The following is a 16841-nucleotide window of genomic DNA, read 5'->3' on the forward strand; positions in this document are numbered from 1 at the left end:
AAAACGGGCGCCCCGCGCCCGTTTTTTGAAAGGAGTGGTCAGTGAGTATCATCCCAGAAAATTATGCCAGCGCGCGGCCAGCCGGGCGTCATGCCTGGTGCGGCCTGCTGTTGGCGCTCATCCCGGGTTTCGGCCAGTTTTATCATCGTCAGTGGCTCAAGGGCGTTATCTTTCTCGTGCTGCTGGTAAGCTTTGTCGGCGTGTTTGCAGACTTCCTGGGCGAAGGGCTTTGGGGGCTGGTGACGTTAGGCGAAGAGGTACCGCGCGACAACTCTATCTTCCTGCTGGCAGAAGGGATTATCAGCGTGCTGATCATCGCCTTCGGCGTGGGACTCTATGCGCTTTCGCTGCGGGACGCGTGGGCCAACGGTCGTAAACGTGACGAGGGACAACAGCTTAACAGCGTGCGCAAGCAGTACCAGATGCTGCTGAGCGAAGGCTTCCCCTATCTGATGATCTCGCCCGGCTTTATTCTGCTGGTGTTTGTGGTGGTCTTTCCGATTCTGTTCGGGTTTGCCATCGCCTTCACCAACTACAACCTCTATCACACGCCGCCGGCGAAGCTGGTGGACTGGGTTGGTTTCAAGAACTTTATCAACATTTTCACCCTCTCCATCTGGCGTTCCACCTTCCTGGACGTGCTGCAGTGGACGGTGGTCTGGACGCTGCTGGCGACCACGCTGCAGTGTTCCGTCGGCGTGCTGTTAGCCATCCTGGTGAACCAGAAAGATCTGCGCTTCAAGCCGCTTATCCGCACCATCTTTATTCTGCCGTGGGCAGTGCCGGGTTTCGTCACTATTCTGGTGTTCGCCGGCATGTTTAATGACTCTTTTGGCGTCATCAACAATGCCATTCTGGCCTTCTTTGGTATTGCACCCAAGGCGTGGATGACCGATCCGTTCTGGACCAAAACCGCGCTGATCATGATGCAGACCTGGCTCGGCTTCCCGTTTGTTTTCGCCATGACCACCGGCGTGCTGCAGGCGATCCCGGACGATCTCTACGAAGCCGCCACCATGGATGGCGCCAGCAGCTTTACCCGGCTGCGCACCATTACGTTGCCGCTGGTGCTCTACGCCATTGCCCCGATCCTGATCACGCAATACACCTTTAACTTCAATAACTTCAACATTATCTACCTGTTCAACAACGGCGGGCCGGCGGTAGTGGGGTCGAATGCCGGCGGGACGGATATCCTGGTGTCGTGGATCTATAAGCTCACCATGTCTTCGTCCCAGTATGCGATTGCCGCAACTATCACCATCCTGCTGTCGATCTTTGTCGTCGGGCTGGCGCTGTGGCAGTTCCGTGCCACCAAATCGTTCAAAAATGACGACATGGCATAGGAGAGAGAACAATGGCTCAATCACAAAGTATTAAACGTGAGAAGTGGCTCCGCCTCTCGCTCTCCTGGCTGGTGATCCTGCTGGTCTCCACCGTCATTATCTATCCACTGGTGTGGACGGTAGGGGCTTCGCTGAACGCGGGCAACAGCCTGCTCAGCTCGTCGATCATCCCGGAAAATCTCTCATTCCAGCACTATGCCGACCTGTTCAATGGCCAGGTGAACTATATGACCTGGTACTGGAACTCGATGAAAATCAGCTTTATGACCATGGTGCTGACGCTAATCAGCGTGAGTTTTACCGCCTATGCCTTCTCGCGTTTTCGCTTTAAGGGGCGCCAAAACGGGCTGATGCTGTTTTTGCTGCTGCAGATGATCCCGCAGTTCTCGGCGCTGATTGCCATTTTCGTCCTCTCGCAGTTGCTGGGGTTGATCAACAGCCACCTGGCGCTGGTGTTGATTTACGTCGGCGGCATGATCCCGATGAACACCTATCTGATGAAAGGGTATCTGGATGCGATCCCGAAGGATCTGGACGAATCGGCCCGCATGGATGGTGCCAGTAACTTCCGTATCTTCATCGAGATCATTATGCCGCTGTCAAAACCGATTCTGGCGGTGGTGGCACTCTTCTCCTTCACCGGGCCGCTGGGGGATTTCATTCTTTCAAGCACCATTTTGCGTACCCCGGACAAATACACCTTACCCATCGGGCTTTATAACCTGGTGGCACAAAAAATGGGTGCCAGTTACACCACCTACGCGGCAGGGGCAGTGCTGATTGCCGTGCCGGTGGCGATCCTCTATCTGGCGTTACAAAAATACTTCGTCTCCGGCCTCACCTCCGGCAGTACCAAAGGATAAGCACATGAAAAGATTCCAGCCCGCTCTGCTTGCGCTCTGCCTCTCGTGCGGATTCGCCGTCAGCACCTTCGCTGCTGATGCGCTGAAAACCCGTCCGTTTAACGGCATGCCGGATGATTTTATCAAAGGCGCGGATATCTCCACCTTGCTGGAGGCCGAGCAGCATGGGGCGACGTTTTACAATGCGCAAAACCAGAAGCAGGATGCCATCGCGATTCTGAAAGCGAACGGTGTGAATTACGTACGCCTGCGCCTGTGGGTTGACCCGCAGGACGGACAGGGCAATACCTATGGCGGCGGCAGCAACAACCTGGAGAACACGCTCGCGCTGGCGAAACGCGTAAAGGCCCAGGGGATCAAATTACTGCTCGATTTCCACTACAGCGATTTCTGGACCGACCCGGGCAAACAGTACAAACCAAAAGCCTGGGAGAAAATGGACTATCCGCAGCTTAAAACGGCGATCCACGATTACACCCACGACGTTATTGCCCGCTTCAAGAAAGAGGGTGTGTTGCCCGATATGGTGCAGATTGGCAACGAAATTAACGGCGGGATCCTCTGGCCGGAGGGAAAAAGCTGGGGGCAAAACGGCGGGGAGTTTGACCGCTTAGCCGGGCTGCTGAATGCGGCCATCGACGGCCTGAAAGAGAACCTCACCGAAGGCGAGCAGGTGAAAATTATGCTGCATCTGGCTGAAGGTACGAAAAATGACACCTTCCGCTGGTGGTTTGATGAAATCACAAAGCGTAACGTGCCGTTCGATATTATCGGCCTGTCAATGTACACCTACTGGAACGGCCCCCTCAGCGCGCTGAAGGCTAACATGGATGACATCAGCCAACGCTACAACAAAGATGTGATCGTAGTGGAAGCCGCCTATGGCTATACCCTGGAAAACTGTGACAACGCAGAAAATAGCTTCCAGGCCAAAGAAGAGAAAGATGGCGGTTATCCTGGCACCGTCCAGGGCCAGTACGACTATATACACGACCTCATGCAGACCGTTATTGATGTGCCGGCGCAGCGTGGCAAAGGCATCTTTTATTGGGAGCCAACCTGGATTGCCGTTCCGGGTACCACATGGGCCACTAAAGCTGGCATGAAATATATCCGCGATGAGTGGAAAGAGGGCAATGCCCGCGAGAATCAGGCCCTGTTTGATTGTCAGGGAAAAGTGTTGCCATCAATGACAGTATTTAAATAATCCCCCTCTGATTTCAGGAAGCTGTAAATATGACTAAATTCGCGCCTTTATTTCCTAAGGTTGCTGCGTTACTGCATGGCGCCGATTATAACCCGGAACAATGGGAAAATTACCCCGGTATTATTGAAAAAGACATTACCATGATGCAGCAGGCAAAATGTAATGTGATGTCAGTCGGGATATTTAGCTGGGCGAAACTCGAACCGCGCGAAGGGGAATATGATTTTGCCTGGCTGGATGCGGTAATTGAGAAACTTTACGCGGCGGGTATTCATATATTCCTCGCCACCCCGAGCGGTGCGCGTCCGGCGTGGATGTCGCAAAAATATCCGGAAGTGCTTCGGGTAGGGCGTGACCGCGTGCCGGCGCTGCACGGTGGGCGACACAACCACTGTATGACCTCGCCGGTCTATCGCGAAAAGACGCTGAAAATTAATCGCCTGCTGGCGGAGCGCTACTCGCAGCACCCCGCCGTGCTGGGCTGGCATATCTCTAACGAATATGGTGGCGAGTGCCACTGCGGCCTGTGTCAGCAAAAATTCCGCGACTGGCTGAAAGCGCGTTATAAGACGCTGGATGCGCTCAACCATGCGTGGTGGAGCACCTTCTGGAGTCACACCTACACGGACTGGTCGCAAATTGAATCGCCCGCGCCGCAGGGTGAGGTCTCCATCCACGGCCTGAATCTGGACTGGCGACGCTTTAACACCGCGCAGGTGAGCGACTTCTGCCGTCATGAAGTGGCGCCACTCAAAGCGGTAAATGCCGACCTGCCGGTGACCACCAACTTTATGGAGTACTTTTACGATTACGACTACTGGCAGCTGGCGAAAGAGATCGATTTTATCTCCTGGGACAGCTATCCGATGTGGCACCGTGAGAAAGAGGAAACGACGCTGGCCTGCTACACCGCCATGTATCACGACATGATGCGTTCGCTTAAAGGCGGCAAGCCTTTTGTGCTGATGGAGTCTACGCCCAGCACCACCAACTGGCAGCCCATCAGTAAGCTGAAAAAACCGGGGATGCACATCCTCTCGTCTCTACAGGCGGTGGCTCACGGGGCGGATTCGGTGCAGTATTTCCAGTGGCGTAAAAGCCGCGGCTCGGTAGAGAAGTTCCACGGGGCAGTTATCGACCATGTGGGGCATCTGGATACCCGCGTCGGGCGTGAGGTGAGCAAGCTGGGCGATATGCTGGCGCGTCTGTCGGCGGTGGCGGGTTGCCGCACCGAGGCGCGGGTGGCTATTGTCTTTGACCAGCAGAGCCGCTGGGCAATGGACGATGCCGCAGGCCCGCGCAATATGGGCCTGGAGTACGAAAAAACCGTGAATGAGCACTACCGTCCCTTCTGGGAGAAAGGCATTGCCGTTGACGTGATCGATGCCGATCAGCCGTTGAGCCAGTACGCGCTGGTGATTGCCCCTATGCTCTACATGGTCCGCCAGGGATTCGCCGAACGCGCCGAAGCCTTTGTGGCCGAGGGGGGGCATCTGGTCACGACCTACTGGAGCGGCATTGTGGATGAAAGCGATCTCTGCTTTACGGGCGGCTTCCCTGGCCCGCTGCGCAAGCTGCTCGGGATCTGGGCGGAAGAGATCGACTGTCTGGGCGAGGGGGAACGTAACCTGGTGCAGGGGCTGGCGGGCAATGCGTCGGGTCTGCAGGGGCCGTACCAGGTGCGTCATCTCTGCGAGCTGATCCACACCGAAACCGCCCAGGCGCTGGCGACCTACCGGGATGATTTTTATGCCGGTCGACCGGCGGTAACGGTTAACCGCTTTGGCAACGGCAAAGCCTGGCACGTGGCGTCGCGCAACGATCTGCAATTCCAGCGTGACTTCTTCGCCGGCATTATTAACGAACTGGCGCTGCCGCAGGCCGTCGATGCTGATTTCCCACCGGGCGTGGTGGCTACCGCCCGTACTGATGGCGAGAGTACCTGGGTATTTGTGCAGAACTTCACGGCGCAGCAGCAACTGGTCACGCTGCCAGAGGGCTATACCGACAGTATGACCGATGCTGCGGCGGTGGGCGAAACCGTGCTCCTGCCGTGGGATTGTCGCGTGCTGAAGCGCAGGGCATAACGCCCGGCGCCACGCATTACACGCCTGCTCAAATGAGCAGGCATTTTTTTACCCCTGGATACCCTGAATCATTCGGCTTGCAGACCAGGATGCGTATCGCGTTTGCAGCGTGAAGGATGACGGATATAACTGAGAGGCTACTGATGGATACCAAAATCACTCAGCGTTTAATTCCGGCATTTGGCGGAGAAGAGAATATCGAACATATCGAAGCCTGTATTACCCGCCTGCGCGTCACGGTAAAAGATTTAAATAAGGTTGACTCGCAGGCAATACAGGAGGAGGGGGCGTTAGGGGTCATTATTATTGGGCAACAAGTCCATGCGATATTTGGCCGACAATCCGATACCTTGCGCCAATTACTCGACGACCATTTTAATGGCCGTAAATAAATAAAAAAAACGGGATAGCCAATAAATGGTTATCCCGTAAAGGCCAAAATAACTACCCAGTGTTGGAGATAAAATAATGATAACAGGCAAATCAGAGAATAATGCTTACCACCAGGCTTCAACCTGGATGCCAAAGTTCCAGTTATTATTCGCGGTGCCATCCTGGAATGATTGACCCTTCTCAGAGTCATTCAGATAAGAGGCAAACACGCGCAGTTCCGGACGCGACATAAAATCAGGGCCATCCGCCAGACCCAGAGCGATGGTGTACTTCTCGCCGCTCTGTTTGTATTTCGCGCCGTCGGTGTAGGTGTCTTTCTGATAGAACCCGCCTACCTCGCCGATAAGACGCACATACTCCGTAAACTGATACTGCGCGCGGCCGACGAGGGAGATCAGGCGTGACTTCTCGGTGTAGAGGGTGGTGTCATCCGCCGAGCCCCAGGTGAGAACGTGGTTGAAAGAGAGCTTATCGGTGATGGGAATCAAGCCGGTGTTGATAACACGGTAACCCGAAGCATCGTTGACATAGTTCCACATGTCATACCAGCCTCCGCCCTGAGAGACCATATTCTGCGCCAGCCCTTTGTTGGCATACTGCAGCACCAGCTTGTTATAGCCGCCCAGCATCTCCTGGCTAATCTCGCCGGTGACCATCACGCCGTTATCAGCGTCATACAAGCCGCCGTACTCTTTCTGCTTGTTGGTGGGGTTTGGCATCGCGTAATCGATGCCCACTTCGGTCCACGCGCCTGCCCAGGGTTTCCAGCCGGCGTAGCGTACGTCGATATAGTTGATGTTGACATCGTTGTCGCCATCCACGCGGTAATCCACGTCATTGGCATCGCCACGGATCCACGCCACGGAGATGGCGCCGGGGCCGAGGGTATAGTTTTCAATACCGGCACCGGCGCCGGAAATGTTCCAGTATTTGGTATCGATGATGTGCAGGTCATGACGCTGGTAATAGCGTTTACCGCCCCAAATTACCGCGTTAGGATCGCCCGGGATCAGCCCTTTGATCTGCAGGTTGAGCTGACGCAAGCCGAACTCGGCGTCGTCATCCAGGGTCGATTCGTTGTCATTCGAGCCATCGGACACCATGCTGACCATACTGTCGAGGTAAAAACTGACATCGTTCTTCTTGTAAACTTCTGAGCCTAATTCCAGCTCACCGTAGGTGTCGGTCTCGTTACCCAGACGACCAATCTTGTTTTTTTGCCACTCTTCCATCCCGCCATCCCGCGAGACGCCCACACCAGAGCGAAGATATCCATGGAAATCAATAGGTACTGAAGACGCCGCTAACAGCGAAGGTGAGGCCAGCGCAGCCGCCAACGCAACGGATACAGAGCGGATCGTAGTGTTCATTGTAACCCTCTTATTGTTTTGTAATACGTTCACAAATCCGCTGTCATAAAATGCCTAAACCCTTTCCGTGGCAATTGTGATGTCATAAATGTGTGATTAAGTGCAAATAAAACAGCGAGATTTGTTACGAGAGATGAGATTTAAACAGAAATGTGGCAATGTGAGCGTCATACTTTTTTAGAGCGTGAACCGCGCAATGATGCTGCGATGAGCGTTTTTTTAAATGGCCCCTGTTACAATCAAACAATAACGACACAAGGAACCGGACCATGAAGTCGAAAAGCGCGACGTTAGAGGATGTGGCTCGCCATGCGGGCGTCTCCTATCAGACCGTGTCCAGGGTACTGAACAAATCTGCCAATGTATCCGAAGCCACGCGCCATAAGGTGGAGAAAGCCATTGAAATACTGCGTTATGTTCCGAACCGGCTGGCACAGCAACTGGTCGGCAAGCAGACGCAGACCGTAGGGCTGGTCACCATATCTCTGGCCCTGCATGCCCCTTCACAGGTGGCGGCGGCGGTAAAACGCTATGCCAATCTTGAAGGTTACCAGGTGCTGATCTCCATGATCGATGAGAACGTCAACCACAGCATTCAGGATTCGATCAACGAGCTGAAGTCTCAGCTGGTGAACAAAGTGATCATCAACGTGCCGCTGGAGGCTGACGAGGCGCAGAAAATCGCGTCAGATAACGATGACATCGTCTGCCTGTTCCTGGATGTTGATCCCTACAGCTCTGTGTTTAACGTTTCGTTTAACCCGGCGGATGGCACGCGCGCCAGCGTGAAATATCTGCACGAACTCGGCCACCGAGAGATCGCGCTGCTGGCGGGACCGGCCAGTTCAGTCTCGGCAGAGCTGCGCCTGAAAAGCTGGGTGGAGACGTTGAAGAGTTATGGGCTGGAGCCTGCCACCGTCGTGCGCGGCAACTGGGATGCGCAGAGCGGTTACGCGGGGGCGCTGCAAATGCTGCGTGAGACGGCCCACTTTACCGCCGTGCTGGTGGGGAACGACCAGATGGCGCTGGGGGTGCTAAGCGCCTTCCATCAACATCAGATCCCGATTCCGGGCGAGAAATCGGTGATTGGTTACGATGACACTTATGAAAGCTCATTCTTCTATCCGGCACTGACGACCGTCTCGCTGGATCTGGATCTGCAGGGTAAAGAAGCGGTGCGCCGCATTCTGGACCACGGAGAAGAGAATACGCTGCGCTTGTCGTCCATCCTACCGGCGCGGCTGGTGGTGCGGCACTCCACTGGCCCGAAAGGGGAGAAGGGTAAAAACCTGCAGGCGCTCGCCGACCAGCTGCGGGCCATTGCCCATCAACTGGAGGAGCGGTAAAGCCTCCTCATCATGGCGACTGGCCAGAGTTGCCTCTGAGCGTGCCTCACGCACAGAGGCGCAAGGGCAGCGGCAGGGAGGTAAGCTCTAATGGACAAATATCTAAGCGATACAGCGATAAACTCAGGCTTCTGACCCCGGAAAATAGCCCAACAGGAGCCCGCTGAATGTTTCATCACCTGCGCATTGCCAGACCCGTGACGGATCTCGCACGATCTTTTCATATGTACGCCAGCGGCCTGGGGCTGCAAAAGATTGCCGACTTTGACGATCATGACGGCTTTAGCGGCATCATGCTGGGCCGTGCGGGGCTGCACTGGCATATGGAGTTAACCCTCTGTCTGCACCATCCGGTACAGCCTTCCCCGACAGCAGAAGATCTGCTGGTCATGTACTATCCGGAAAAGCAGGCGTGGGAAGAGGCCTGTGAAAAGATGAGCGCGGCGGGCTTCAGGGCGGTGAACGCGTTTAATCCATACTGGGATAAGCAGGGGGCAACCTTTATAGATCCTGACGGGTACAGGGTCGTTATCCAGAACCGAGCCTGGGAGTCACCTAAATAACGGCTCAGAACGTCGGCTCTGCTGGTACGCATGCAGAATCGCCATGCACACAGGCTTACGCACGCGATAAACAACAGACTCCAGCCGAATGGCTGTATGCGTTATCCCACCACGGAAGACTGCGCCTTTAGAGTGAAAATAAAGGCGCAGATAGCACGTGAAATTACTGTTTTTTGTACCTTATGGTCTGCCCAAAAAAGCGTGTTCTGTTAACGCTGTTCTGAACCGCACCAGGCGCCGAGTAACGCCTTCAACACACTGATAAGACCCAACACTATGAGCGCTGCCAAAGCGGCCAGCAATACAAAATTTGCCATCGGTTAATCCCTTCTGATAACACGTTTCTCAGAAAGCGTAGACGCTGTTTTCAAATTTTCCTCCCTTAATAATCCAGTGCGCTCTTTTTGTTAAATGCTTCGTTTCGCACCGGGCATTTCGGGGCGTCTGGCGGAGGCTGAGGAACAACGCACTGGAGCTGCCAGCGTTGTCCTACAACATCGGCCAGAGTAGCGCCGAGAGAGTCGCCAGCCCGCCGAGAACCACCCACAACACGGTCATGCCACGCAACTGCGCCAGCGCAGTGCGCGTGCAAATAAGCCAGGCGGGAATGAGGAACACGATCACCGCAATGAGCGGCCCACAAAACGTCTCGATCAGGTTGATGACGTCCGGGTTCGCGTAGACGATGCCGAACGTGAGCAGAAACAGTCCCAGAGAGGCGGCGCGCTTGCGAGACGCCGCGTTTTTACCCGATCCGCTGGCCACCAGCTGGCTAAAGGTTTCCGCTACCGACAGGCCCACCCCGAGGAAAGATTTTGTCATGCCGAGTATGGCGATGAACGGAGCCACATAAAAGATGAGGTTGAAGCTGCCGTTTCCTTTAATCACAGAGAGCACGTTCAGGTTCTCCGCCTTCGCCTGCACGAAGCTGTCATGCGGAATACTTAGCACGCAGCTCAGCACGAAGAAGATGATACTGGTAAAGATGGCGATATAAGCCACGCGGATCACCCACAACGCCTTTTCCTCGCCCCCGGCTTTTTTCTCTTTATACCAGGAGGTGAGGGGGGAGATCATCGGCGCACAGCAGAACGAAAACGTAATCAGCGGCAGCGTCAGCCAGATGCCTTTCAGCGTCACCGGCAGCGGAGTGGTTTTCACCTCAGCAACCGCACCGGTGAAATTTGCAAGATGCCACTCCGGGATCAGTGAAACGGCGATAAGCAGCACCGATGCCGCGAAGGGCAGTGCCAGCGCGCTCATCGTCGCGACGACCTTATCGCGCCCCTTACTCAGTACCCCATATAGCGCAGCGACCACGATAAATGAAAGCGGCCCACGGCTGATGCTGGTCATCTGCAGATGATCCACGAGGAAGTTATCCAGCGCATTGACCAGCGCCACCCCGTAAACCAGGGTCACAGGGAAGAAGGTCACGCAGTAGAATAAGGTCATCAACTTCTCGCCGTGACCACTAAAGAAAGAACCGAAGATGGGCAGCATACCTTTTTCAGTCTGCTCCTCCCGCAGATAGACCCGACATAAAAGCAGGTGCGGTATCAGGGATAATGGCAGGCCCAGCAGCAGCATCACCAGGAAGATGACCGGCCCGCGCGTACCAATTTCCACCGGCAGGAAAAGCGTTCCCGCCCCGACCGCTGTGCCATACAGACCCAGGGTCCAGATATTGTCCTGCCAGCGCCAGCCCTTTCGAACGGGGAGGGTGACTGTCGTCGTTGAACTATTCATCATGTTTTACCGCGTGGATAATGACGCCTGAAACAGGGAGACCAAACCGGGAAATCGAATAAGTGTCGCCGGTCATCTTGCCAGTGAGGGGTGTAAAAAGGAGATCATCTGCCTCTGGAAATCGCGGTAGAGACATAACGTCCAGTGCTATCACGTACTGGGCCGAGAGGAGGTGCTTTCGCATACTCAAAACCTTGTAAGTATACCTGTAAGCAACTGTCATTATTTATAGAGTATGCTTTAACAGGCGGTTAATAAGAAAAGGCATTTGTGACATTAACGACTAAATAACGCCTGACTTTCCCTGCCTGCACCGCTTGTTAATCAAAAAAAAATACCTTAATAATTAATTACCATAAGTAATTTTATTTCTGAAGGAGAAGCTTATTCGAATATTTTATAGCGGAGCTGAATAGATGCGCCTGGGGGGAATTAAAAAAACATGAACAATACAATCTCATAACCAGCCTATAGCGTTACGCACGCTAAGGATGCTGCTGAAAATAGCGGGTGTGGGATGCCATAATTTTGTGGCGACAGGACATTGCCGGTTGGGTGAATTTTGTCTGTTTGTTTATATATTGTCGCAGGTTGGCAGCAATGATCGCTAAACCGCACAAATGTGCTAATTTTATAGCATCTATTAACAAAAGATGGCCATTTTCATAAGTTACCCTAATTTTTTGTCAAAGTTATAACATTATGAAAATATCCAAAAACCTTAGTCCTGCGTTCTGGTTCACCTTAATGCTGCCGTTACTGTTTATGGCGGTACGGTTCTCTCCCTTACCCTTATTTGATGCCTCTATGGTGGGTCAGATAGAAAATTATCAGGCACTCTGGTTACTCTTTTGCGGCGTATTCACACTGGCCGCGATGTTGCCACTCTCCCTCAATAAGCCCACCCGGCTATTCTGGATCTGGTCTGCATACTGGTGGTTTGTACTGCTGGGGAGAAGCATTAGCTGGGGGCGTGAATATTTCCCGGATGTGCCACATCTCTATTTCCGTATTATCTCCGTGCTCTGGATTGCACCGCTGATTGTTGCGCTTTTTTCCAGGGCTCTCAGGGCAGAAATAGCGCGCAAAATCAGAGATATTCCTTTCCCGGTGGCTATCTTCTCCCTGGCGCTCATCTCTTTCCTCATCTCCGATACGGTTGAGCATAAAAGAGTGCTCGCCTTCCTTTTCGTTGATAGCCCTGAACATCAGGATATTATTGAAGAGCTGTATGAAATACCCTTTATGGTCGCGCTATTTATGACGGCATGTTATTACATGCGGATTGATAAATTAGCCTTAGCACATCCGGTTCGAAACCGTCCCGATAACAGAGAAGCATCGATAACGCGCTCATAATTAATCGCTATCACGAGTCGTCATGCTGTGTTTTTACGGCATGATGGCAAAACAAAAATAGCGGCCAGGCTCGACTCCCCCTCTTTATGCCGCGAAAGGGGGATGTTTAACGGCCGTCACAAAGCGAAACCGACTATCTCTCTCCTTCATAAAAAGTGAGAAGTGTGCTCACGCCTTACCGCATTGCAACGCGTACTGAGCCGTATAAAACGCGTCGAGGGGCGTATCGTCCCGGTAGACCGCCCGGGTGTCCTCTCTGCATATCCACTCATCAAGAAACCAGTCATCTTTACATCTGGCGTCCCGGGATGGCTTCACCGTCCAGGTGGATTTTCTGCCGAAGAGTCCCCTCCGCTGAACGATACTGCCGATGCCTCTGTCGTCGCCCATGCGAATGATCTCAAACTTCGCCATCATAGCCTCATGCTAACGAATACTAAGCCCAGATTATCCCACCCTTGCGGCGCGGTTTCTTCACAGTCTGCGCTGTATTGCCTTCGTTGATGGAGATGAAAGCGGGGGGGGGGGTAACTCGGGTGACCGCGTAAAACGCGTTTCGTGGCGTGAACCGTCGAACGTTTCACTTTGCGACCCGCATCCGCGCAATCTGTCATAAACCTGTCACACTCAAGGTGATGCGTAAAAAAAAGAGGAAGAAGGGATGAAAAGAGCACTCCTGGCGATCGCCGTGGCAAGCAGCGTCGCACTCAGTTCTGGGGTACAGGCGCAAACCGCGCCGGAAGGGTATCAGCTTCAGCAGGTTTTAATTATGAGCCGCCATAATCTGCGCGCTCCGCTGGCCAATAACGGCAGCGTACTCGAACAATCCACGCCCAGCCAGTGGCCGGAGTGGGATGTACCGGGCGGGCAGCTCACCACCAAGGGCGGCGTCCTGGAAGTGTATATGGGCCATTACATGCGGGAATGGCTCGCCGACGAGGGGATGGTTAAGGCTGGGGAGTGTCCGCCGGCCAGTAACGTCTATGCCTACGCCAACAGCCTACAACGCACGGTCGCTACCGCGCAGTTCTTTATCACCGGCGCCTTCCCGGGCTGCGACGTGCCTGTCCATCATCAGGAACAGATGGGCACCATGGATCCGACCTTTAACCCGGTGATTACTGATAACTCTCCAGCGTTTAAAGAAAAAGCCCTTAAGGCGATGGAGGCCGAGCGGCAAAAAATGCAGCTTGGTGAGAGTTACAAACTGCTGGAGCAGATGACCCACTATGCCGACTCCCCCTCCTGTAAGGAGAAGCAGGTGTGTGATTTGAGCGAAGCGAAGGACACCTTCAGTGCAGACTACCAAAAAGAGCCGGGCGTTGCGGGCCCGTTGAAGGTGGGGAACTCGCTGGTGGATGCCTTTACGCTGCAGTATTACGAAGGCTTCCCGATGGATCAGGTGGCGTGGGGCGAAATCAAAACCGACCAGCAGTGGCGGCTGCTTTCGAAGCTGAAAAATGGCTATCAGGATTCGCTGTTCACCTCGCCAGAGGTGGCACGTAACGTGGCTAAACCGCTGGTGAAATATATCGATAACGCGCTGGTCACCGACCAGGCGAAGGCGCCGAAAATCACGGTACTGGTCGGGCATGATTCCAATATCGCTTCGCTGCTGACGGCGCTCGACTTTAAGCCTTATCAGCTACACGATCAGTACGAGCGTACGCCAATTGGCGGCAAGATCCTCTTCCAGCGCTGGCACGATAAAAACGGTAACCGGGATCTGATGAAGATTGAGTATGTTTATCAGAGTGCGGAACAGCTGCGAAACGCGGATGTCCTGACGCTGAAATCCCCGGCTCAGCGCGTGACGCTGGAGCTGACGGGCTGCCCGATTGATGCAAATGGTTTTTGTCAGATCGACAAATTCAATGCGGTATTAAACGACGCGGCGAAGTAAAAAAGTCCCCCCCGCGCTGGCGGGGGGGTAGTTGTCAGACGTTTTGCCGTTCTATGGTTTGCTCGCCCCAGAACAGCGAGTCTTTATCCGTCTTCTCAAAGGCGCGCACCAGTACTTCATCGCTGCCTTCTTCCCATATTTTCTCCGCCAGCTTCTCATCGTAGTTTGCGACTTCAAAGATAGCCTCTGCGATTTCTGGCGATGTATTACGTAAACTCGCCCATTCGCCCACGCGATGCGCTTTTGCTTCTTGAGTTGGCATATTCGTCCTCCTGTTTACGGTTAACCTTTCAGTTTGACGGCTAAGCCGGCAACATGTTCACCCTGATAGCGGGCAATATTCAGCTCCGCCTCGCTGGGCTGGCGGGAGCCATCTCCCCCGGCAATGGTCGTGGCGCCGTAGGGGGTACCACCACGTACCTGAGAAATATCAAACAGTTCCGGTGAGCCGTAGCCGATAGGTACAATCACCATCCCATGATGTGCAAGGGTAGTCCATGTAGAGGTAATTGTCTGTTCCTGGCCGCCGCCGGTGCCGGTTGAGCTAAACACGCTGGCAATTTTGCCGCGCAGCGCGCCGTTGGCCCACAGCCCCCCGGTCTGATCGAGGAAAGTGCGCATCTGTCCGGCCATATTGCCGAAGCGCGTTGGGGTGCCAATGATAATCGCATCGTAGTCCGCCAGCTCCTGCGGGGTGGCGACCGGGGTATCCTGTGTTTTACCCCCTGCGTTGGCAAACACCTCTGCGGGCATGGTTTCAGGTACACGTTTAATGGTTACCTCAACGCCCCCAATTCTTCTGGCGCCTTCCGCCACTGCCTGCGCCATCGTTTCTACGTGTCCGTACATCGAATAATAGAGCACCAGAATTTTCGCCATCTTGCTTCACTCCTCAATTATTGTCGCGCAGCCGAGCGCTGCAGTACCTTAAAGATATGACGTGCTGGCAGGAGTGCAAATTATTGCGCGGGTTGTTTGATCTGAGCACTGCTGCTTTTGCGGGGCAGGTGAGCGTCGCTTAAGATTCGCTCTGGCCACAAATCGAACTCCATTGCACCGTGCGGCAGCGCTGGTTTGACGATAACCGGCGTTAGGGTCTGCTGGCGCGCCGCGCATCACTCAGTCGTTGCAGCCCGAAGATCATTGTGGCGATAGGGAGCAGGCGCATTGTTGCAATATGAAACATATTTGCCGTATCGAATTTTCGGAACGATAAGAGATGCTTATGTGTAAGCGGCTGCAATTTTCATACGAAAGGCTGATTTCCTGTTGCTGAATATTACGATTCACTGGCCAGATGCCCTATGTTCACTAAGCTTAGTTTCACGCGGCACAGATAAACTGGCTGAGTAAGTGTCGCCAGGTGAAAGAATCCTCTTTTACTGAATGCAGTATGATGTCTAATATGTCGAACTCTGGAGGTAGCACATGGCTAACCATCGTGGTGGGTCAGGTAATTTCGCAGAAGATCGTGAAAGAGCATCAGCAGCAGGCCGTAAAGGTGGCCAGCAGAGCGGGGGTAATTTCAAAAATGACCCTCAGCGTGCGTCAGAAGCTGGCAAAAAAGGGGGCAAAAATAGTCACGGCAGCGGTAACAATAGCAAGTAGTGACTCATGTCTACGATACGGATAGCGTAATCCGTAACGTTGCTCCCACCGCCGGATAGCCCGGCGGTTTTTTTATCTCCGCAACATTGAACTGTTATCACCGACATCGCACACTAGCGGATTAATTCTTGTCTTTGGTGTGACATGTCTGCCTCTCGTTATGTTTTCTCCGTTAAACCGCAAGAAGCGTTATTAATTCTCATCACTATGTTCTGGGGTGGCACCTTTCTGGCCGTCCAGTATGCGGTCACTCTGAGCGATCCCTTTTTCTTTGTCGGCCTGCGCTTCGCCACGGCGGCAATTGCGGTGGCGTTGATCTCACTGAAATCTTTGCGCGGACTTACGCTTAAAGAGCTCAAAGCCGGCGTAGCGATCGGCGTGGCGATCGCCATGGGTTACAGCCTGCAAACCTGGGGTTTACAAAGCATCTCCAGCAGTAAATCGGCCTTTATCACGGCGATGTACGTTCCGCTGGTGCCACTGTTGCAATGGTTATGCCTCGGCAGAATACCGGGAATCATGTCGTGTGTGGGCATCGTGCTGGCCTTTATAGGCCTGATACTGCTGGCCGGGCCGGGCGATAATCTGCTGGCATTAGGACCGGGTGAGATCATCACCCTGGTAGGCGCGATTGCCATTGCGGCGGAGATCATTCTTATTAGTGCGTGGGCGGGACAGGTCGATGTAAAACGAGTCACCGTGGTGCAGCTCGCTACCGCGTCGCTGGTGGCATTTGGCGCGATGGTTCCTGCCGGCGAAGCCGTTCCAGCTCTGTCGCCGGGGCTGATTGTTGTTGCGCTCGGTCTGGGCATTTTTAGCGCCATTATTCAGGTCACCATGAACTGGGCGCAGAAAAGTGTCTCCCCGACGCGTGCGACCGTCATCTACACCGGCGAACCGGTCTGGGCCGGTATTTTTGGCCGCATCGCCGGCGAACGATTGCCTGTCCTGGCCCTGCTTGGCGGCGTCTTTATTGTCGTGGGTGTGCTGGTGAGCGAACTGAAGTTAAAAAAGAAGCGTAAAGCGGCCAGTGCTAACCTCAGACTA

Annotated in this window: 14 protein-coding genes and 1 pseudogene; 11 read left to right on the plus strand and 4 right to left on the minus strand. The window is 54.0% G+C overall.

The window, feature by feature from the left end:
• Positions 1 to 41: 41 nt before the first annotated feature.
• The 5 genes from B3511_RS06810 (at position 42) to B3511_RS06830 (ending at position 5895) form a co-directional block, all read left to right on the plus strand.
• Entirely contained in the window at positions 42 to 1346 is a 1305-nt protein-coding gene (locus B3511_RS06810; RefSeq protein WP_046886651.1) for a carbohydrate ABC transporter permease, read from the plus strand.
• A gap of 11 nt (positions 1347 to 1357) precedes the next feature.
• Positions 1358 to 2209, plus strand: coding sequence for a sugar ABC transporter permease (locus B3511_RS06815; protein ID WP_207293435.1), 852 nt, complete (start codon positions 1358 to 1360; stop codon positions 2207 to 2209).
• Between the two features lie 4 nt (positions 2210 to 2213).
• Positions 2214 to 3416, plus strand: a complete 1203-nt coding sequence (locus B3511_RS06820) for a glycoside hydrolase family 53 protein (protein WP_286777826.1) — start codon at positions 2214 to 2216, stop codon at positions 3414 to 3416.
• A 29-nt stretch (positions 3417 to 3445) separates the two neighbouring features.
• On the plus strand, positions 3446 to 5503 hold the full coding sequence (locus tag B3511_RS06825) for a beta-galactosidase (RefSeq protein WP_286777827.1): 2058 nt from the start codon (positions 3446 to 3448) through the stop codon (positions 5501 to 5503).
• 143 nt (positions 5504 to 5646) lie between these two features.
• Positions 5647 to 5895, plus strand: coding sequence for a PTS transporter subunit EIIB (locus B3511_RS06830; RefSeq protein WP_080346648.1), 249 nt, complete (start codon positions 5647 to 5649; stop codon positions 5893 to 5895).
• A 105-nt stretch (positions 5896 to 6000) separates the two neighbouring features.
• Here B3511_RS06830 and B3511_RS06835 read toward each other — a convergent pair whose 3' ends face one another.
• Entirely contained in the window at positions 6001 to 7266 is a 1266-nt protein-coding gene (locus B3511_RS06835; protein ID WP_046886646.1) for a maltoporin, read from the minus strand.
• Positions 7267 to 7535: 269 nt separating this feature from the next.
• On the opposite strand from B3511_RS06835, the gene B3511_RS06840 reads away from it, so the two are divergent.
• Complete coding sequence (locus B3511_RS06840; RefSeq protein ID WP_286777828.1) at positions 7536 to 8612, plus strand: LacI family DNA-binding transcriptional regulator; 1077 nt, start codon at positions 7536 to 7538, stop codon at positions 8610 to 8612.
• 167 nt (positions 8613 to 8779) lie between these two features.
• A complete protein-coding gene (locus B3511_RS06845; RefSeq protein ID WP_286777829.1) occupies positions 8780 to 9175 on the plus strand; it encodes a VOC family protein in 396 nt (131 codons plus the stop codon).
• A 489-nt stretch (positions 9176 to 9664) separates the two neighbouring features.
• Here the strand turns inward: B3511_RS06845 and B3511_RS06850 are convergent, their stop codons facing one another.
• The gene (locus B3511_RS06850; RefSeq protein WP_080346646.1) at positions 9665 to 10924 is read right to left on the minus strand and encodes an amino acid permease; all 1260 of its coding nucleotides are present in this window, start codon (positions 10922 to 10924) and stop codon (positions 9665 to 9667) included.
• A gap of 702 nt (positions 10925 to 11626) precedes the next feature.
• On the opposite strand from B3511_RS06850, the gene B3511_RS06855 reads away from it, so the two are divergent.
• Positions 11627 to 12283, plus strand: coding sequence for a hypothetical protein (locus B3511_RS06855; RefSeq protein ID WP_286777830.1), 657 nt, complete (start codon positions 11627 to 11629; stop codon positions 12281 to 12283).
• Positions 12284 to 12944: 661 nt separating this feature from the next.
• On the plus strand, positions 12945 to 14186 hold the full coding sequence (agp, locus tag B3511_RS06860; protein ID WP_286777831.1) for a bifunctional glucose-1-phosphatase/inositol phosphatase: 1242 nt from the start codon (positions 12945 to 12947) through the stop codon (positions 14184 to 14186).
• A 34-nt stretch (positions 14187 to 14220) separates the two neighbouring features.
• Here the strand turns inward: agp and B3511_RS06865 are convergent, their stop codons facing one another.
• Together B3511_RS06865 and wrbA are read right to left on the minus strand one after the other, a co-directional pair.
• Positions 14221 to 14448, minus strand: a complete 228-nt coding sequence (locus B3511_RS06865; protein WP_040076238.1) for a YccJ family protein — start codon at positions 14446 to 14448, stop codon at positions 14221 to 14223.
• Between the two features lie 20 nt (positions 14449 to 14468).
• Positions 14469 to 15065 carry an NAD(P)H:quinone oxidoreductase gene (gene wrbA / locus B3511_RS06870; RefSeq protein WP_040076237.1) on the minus strand — a complete coding sequence of 199 codons (597 nt, stop codon included), beginning with the start codon at positions 15063 to 15065 and terminating at the stop codon, positions 14469 to 14471.
• 549 nt (positions 15066 to 15614) lie between these two features.
• On the opposite strand from wrbA, the gene B3511_RS06875 reads away from it, so the two are divergent.
• Together B3511_RS06875 and B3511_RS06880 are read left to right on the plus strand one after the other, a co-directional pair.
• Positions 15615 to 15794: a general stress protein gene (locus tag B3511_RS06875; protein WP_040076236.1), complete on the plus strand. Its 180-nt coding sequence runs from the start codon at positions 15615 to 15617 to the stop codon at positions 15792 to 15794.
• A 144-nt stretch (positions 15795 to 15938) separates the two neighbouring features.
• Positions 15939 to 16826: pseudogene (locus B3511_RS06880) on the plus strand (DMT family transporter); the annotation flags it as partial.
• Positions 16827 to 16841 lie beyond the last annotated feature (15 nt).

The sequence above is a fragment of the Leclercia sp. UBA1284 genome, from assembly GCF_002308415.1.
Lineage (GTDB): Bacteria > Pseudomonadota > Gammaproteobacteria > Enterobacterales > Enterobacteriaceae > Enterobacter > Enterobacter pneumoniae.

What these genes read in the sequence shown, in the direction of transcription:
- B3511_RS06815 (WP_207293435.1), top strand. Translation starts at nt 1,358, where the DNA reads ATGGCTCAATCACAAAGTATTAAACGTGAGAAGTGGCTCCGCCTCTCG.
- B3511_RS06820 (WP_286777826.1), top strand. Translation starts at nt 2,214, where the DNA reads ATGAAAAGATTCCAGCCCGCTCTGCTTGCGCTCTGCCTCTCGTGCGGA.
- B3511_RS06825 (WP_286777827.1), top strand. Translation starts at nt 3,446, where the DNA reads ATGACTAAATTCGCGCCTTTATTTCCTAAGGTTGCTGCGTTACTGCAT.
- B3511_RS06830 (WP_080346648.1), top strand. Translation starts at nt 5,647, where the DNA reads ATGGATACCAAAATCACTCAGCGTTTAATTCCGGCATTTGGCGGAGAA.
- B3511_RS06835 (WP_046886646.1), bottom strand. Translation starts at nt 7,266, where the DNA reads ATGAACACTACGATCCGCTCTGTATCCGTTGCGTTGGCGGCTGCGCTG.
- B3511_RS06840 (WP_286777828.1), top strand. Translation starts at nt 7,536, where the DNA reads ATGAAGTCGAAAAGCGCGACGTTAGAGGATGTGGCTCGCCATGCGGGC.
- B3511_RS06845 (WP_286777829.1), top strand. Translation starts at nt 8,780, where the DNA reads ATGTTTCATCACCTGCGCATTGCCAGACCCGTGACGGATCTCGCACGA.
- B3511_RS06850 (WP_080346646.1), bottom strand. Translation starts at nt 10,924, where the DNA reads ATGAATAGTTCAACGACGACAGTCACCCTCCCCGTTCGAAAGGGCTGG.
- B3511_RS06855 (WP_286777830.1), top strand. Translation starts at nt 11,627, where the DNA reads ATGAAAATATCCAAAAACCTTAGTCCTGCGTTCTGGTTCACCTTAATG.
- agp (WP_286777831.1), top strand. Translation starts at nt 12,945, where the DNA reads ATGAAAAGAGCACTCCTGGCGATCGCCGTGGCAAGCAGCGTCGCACTC.
- B3511_RS06865 (WP_040076238.1), bottom strand. Translation starts at nt 14,448, where the DNA reads ATGCCAACTCAAGAAGCAAAAGCGCATCGCGTGGGCGAATGGGCGAGT.
- wrbA (WP_040076237.1), bottom strand. Translation starts at nt 15,065, where the DNA reads ATGGCGAAAATTCTGGTGCTCTATTATTCGATGTACGGACACGTAGAA.
- B3511_RS06875 (WP_040076236.1), top strand. Translation starts at nt 15,615, where the DNA reads ATGGCTAACCATCGTGGTGGGTCAGGTAATTTCGCAGAAGATCGTGAA.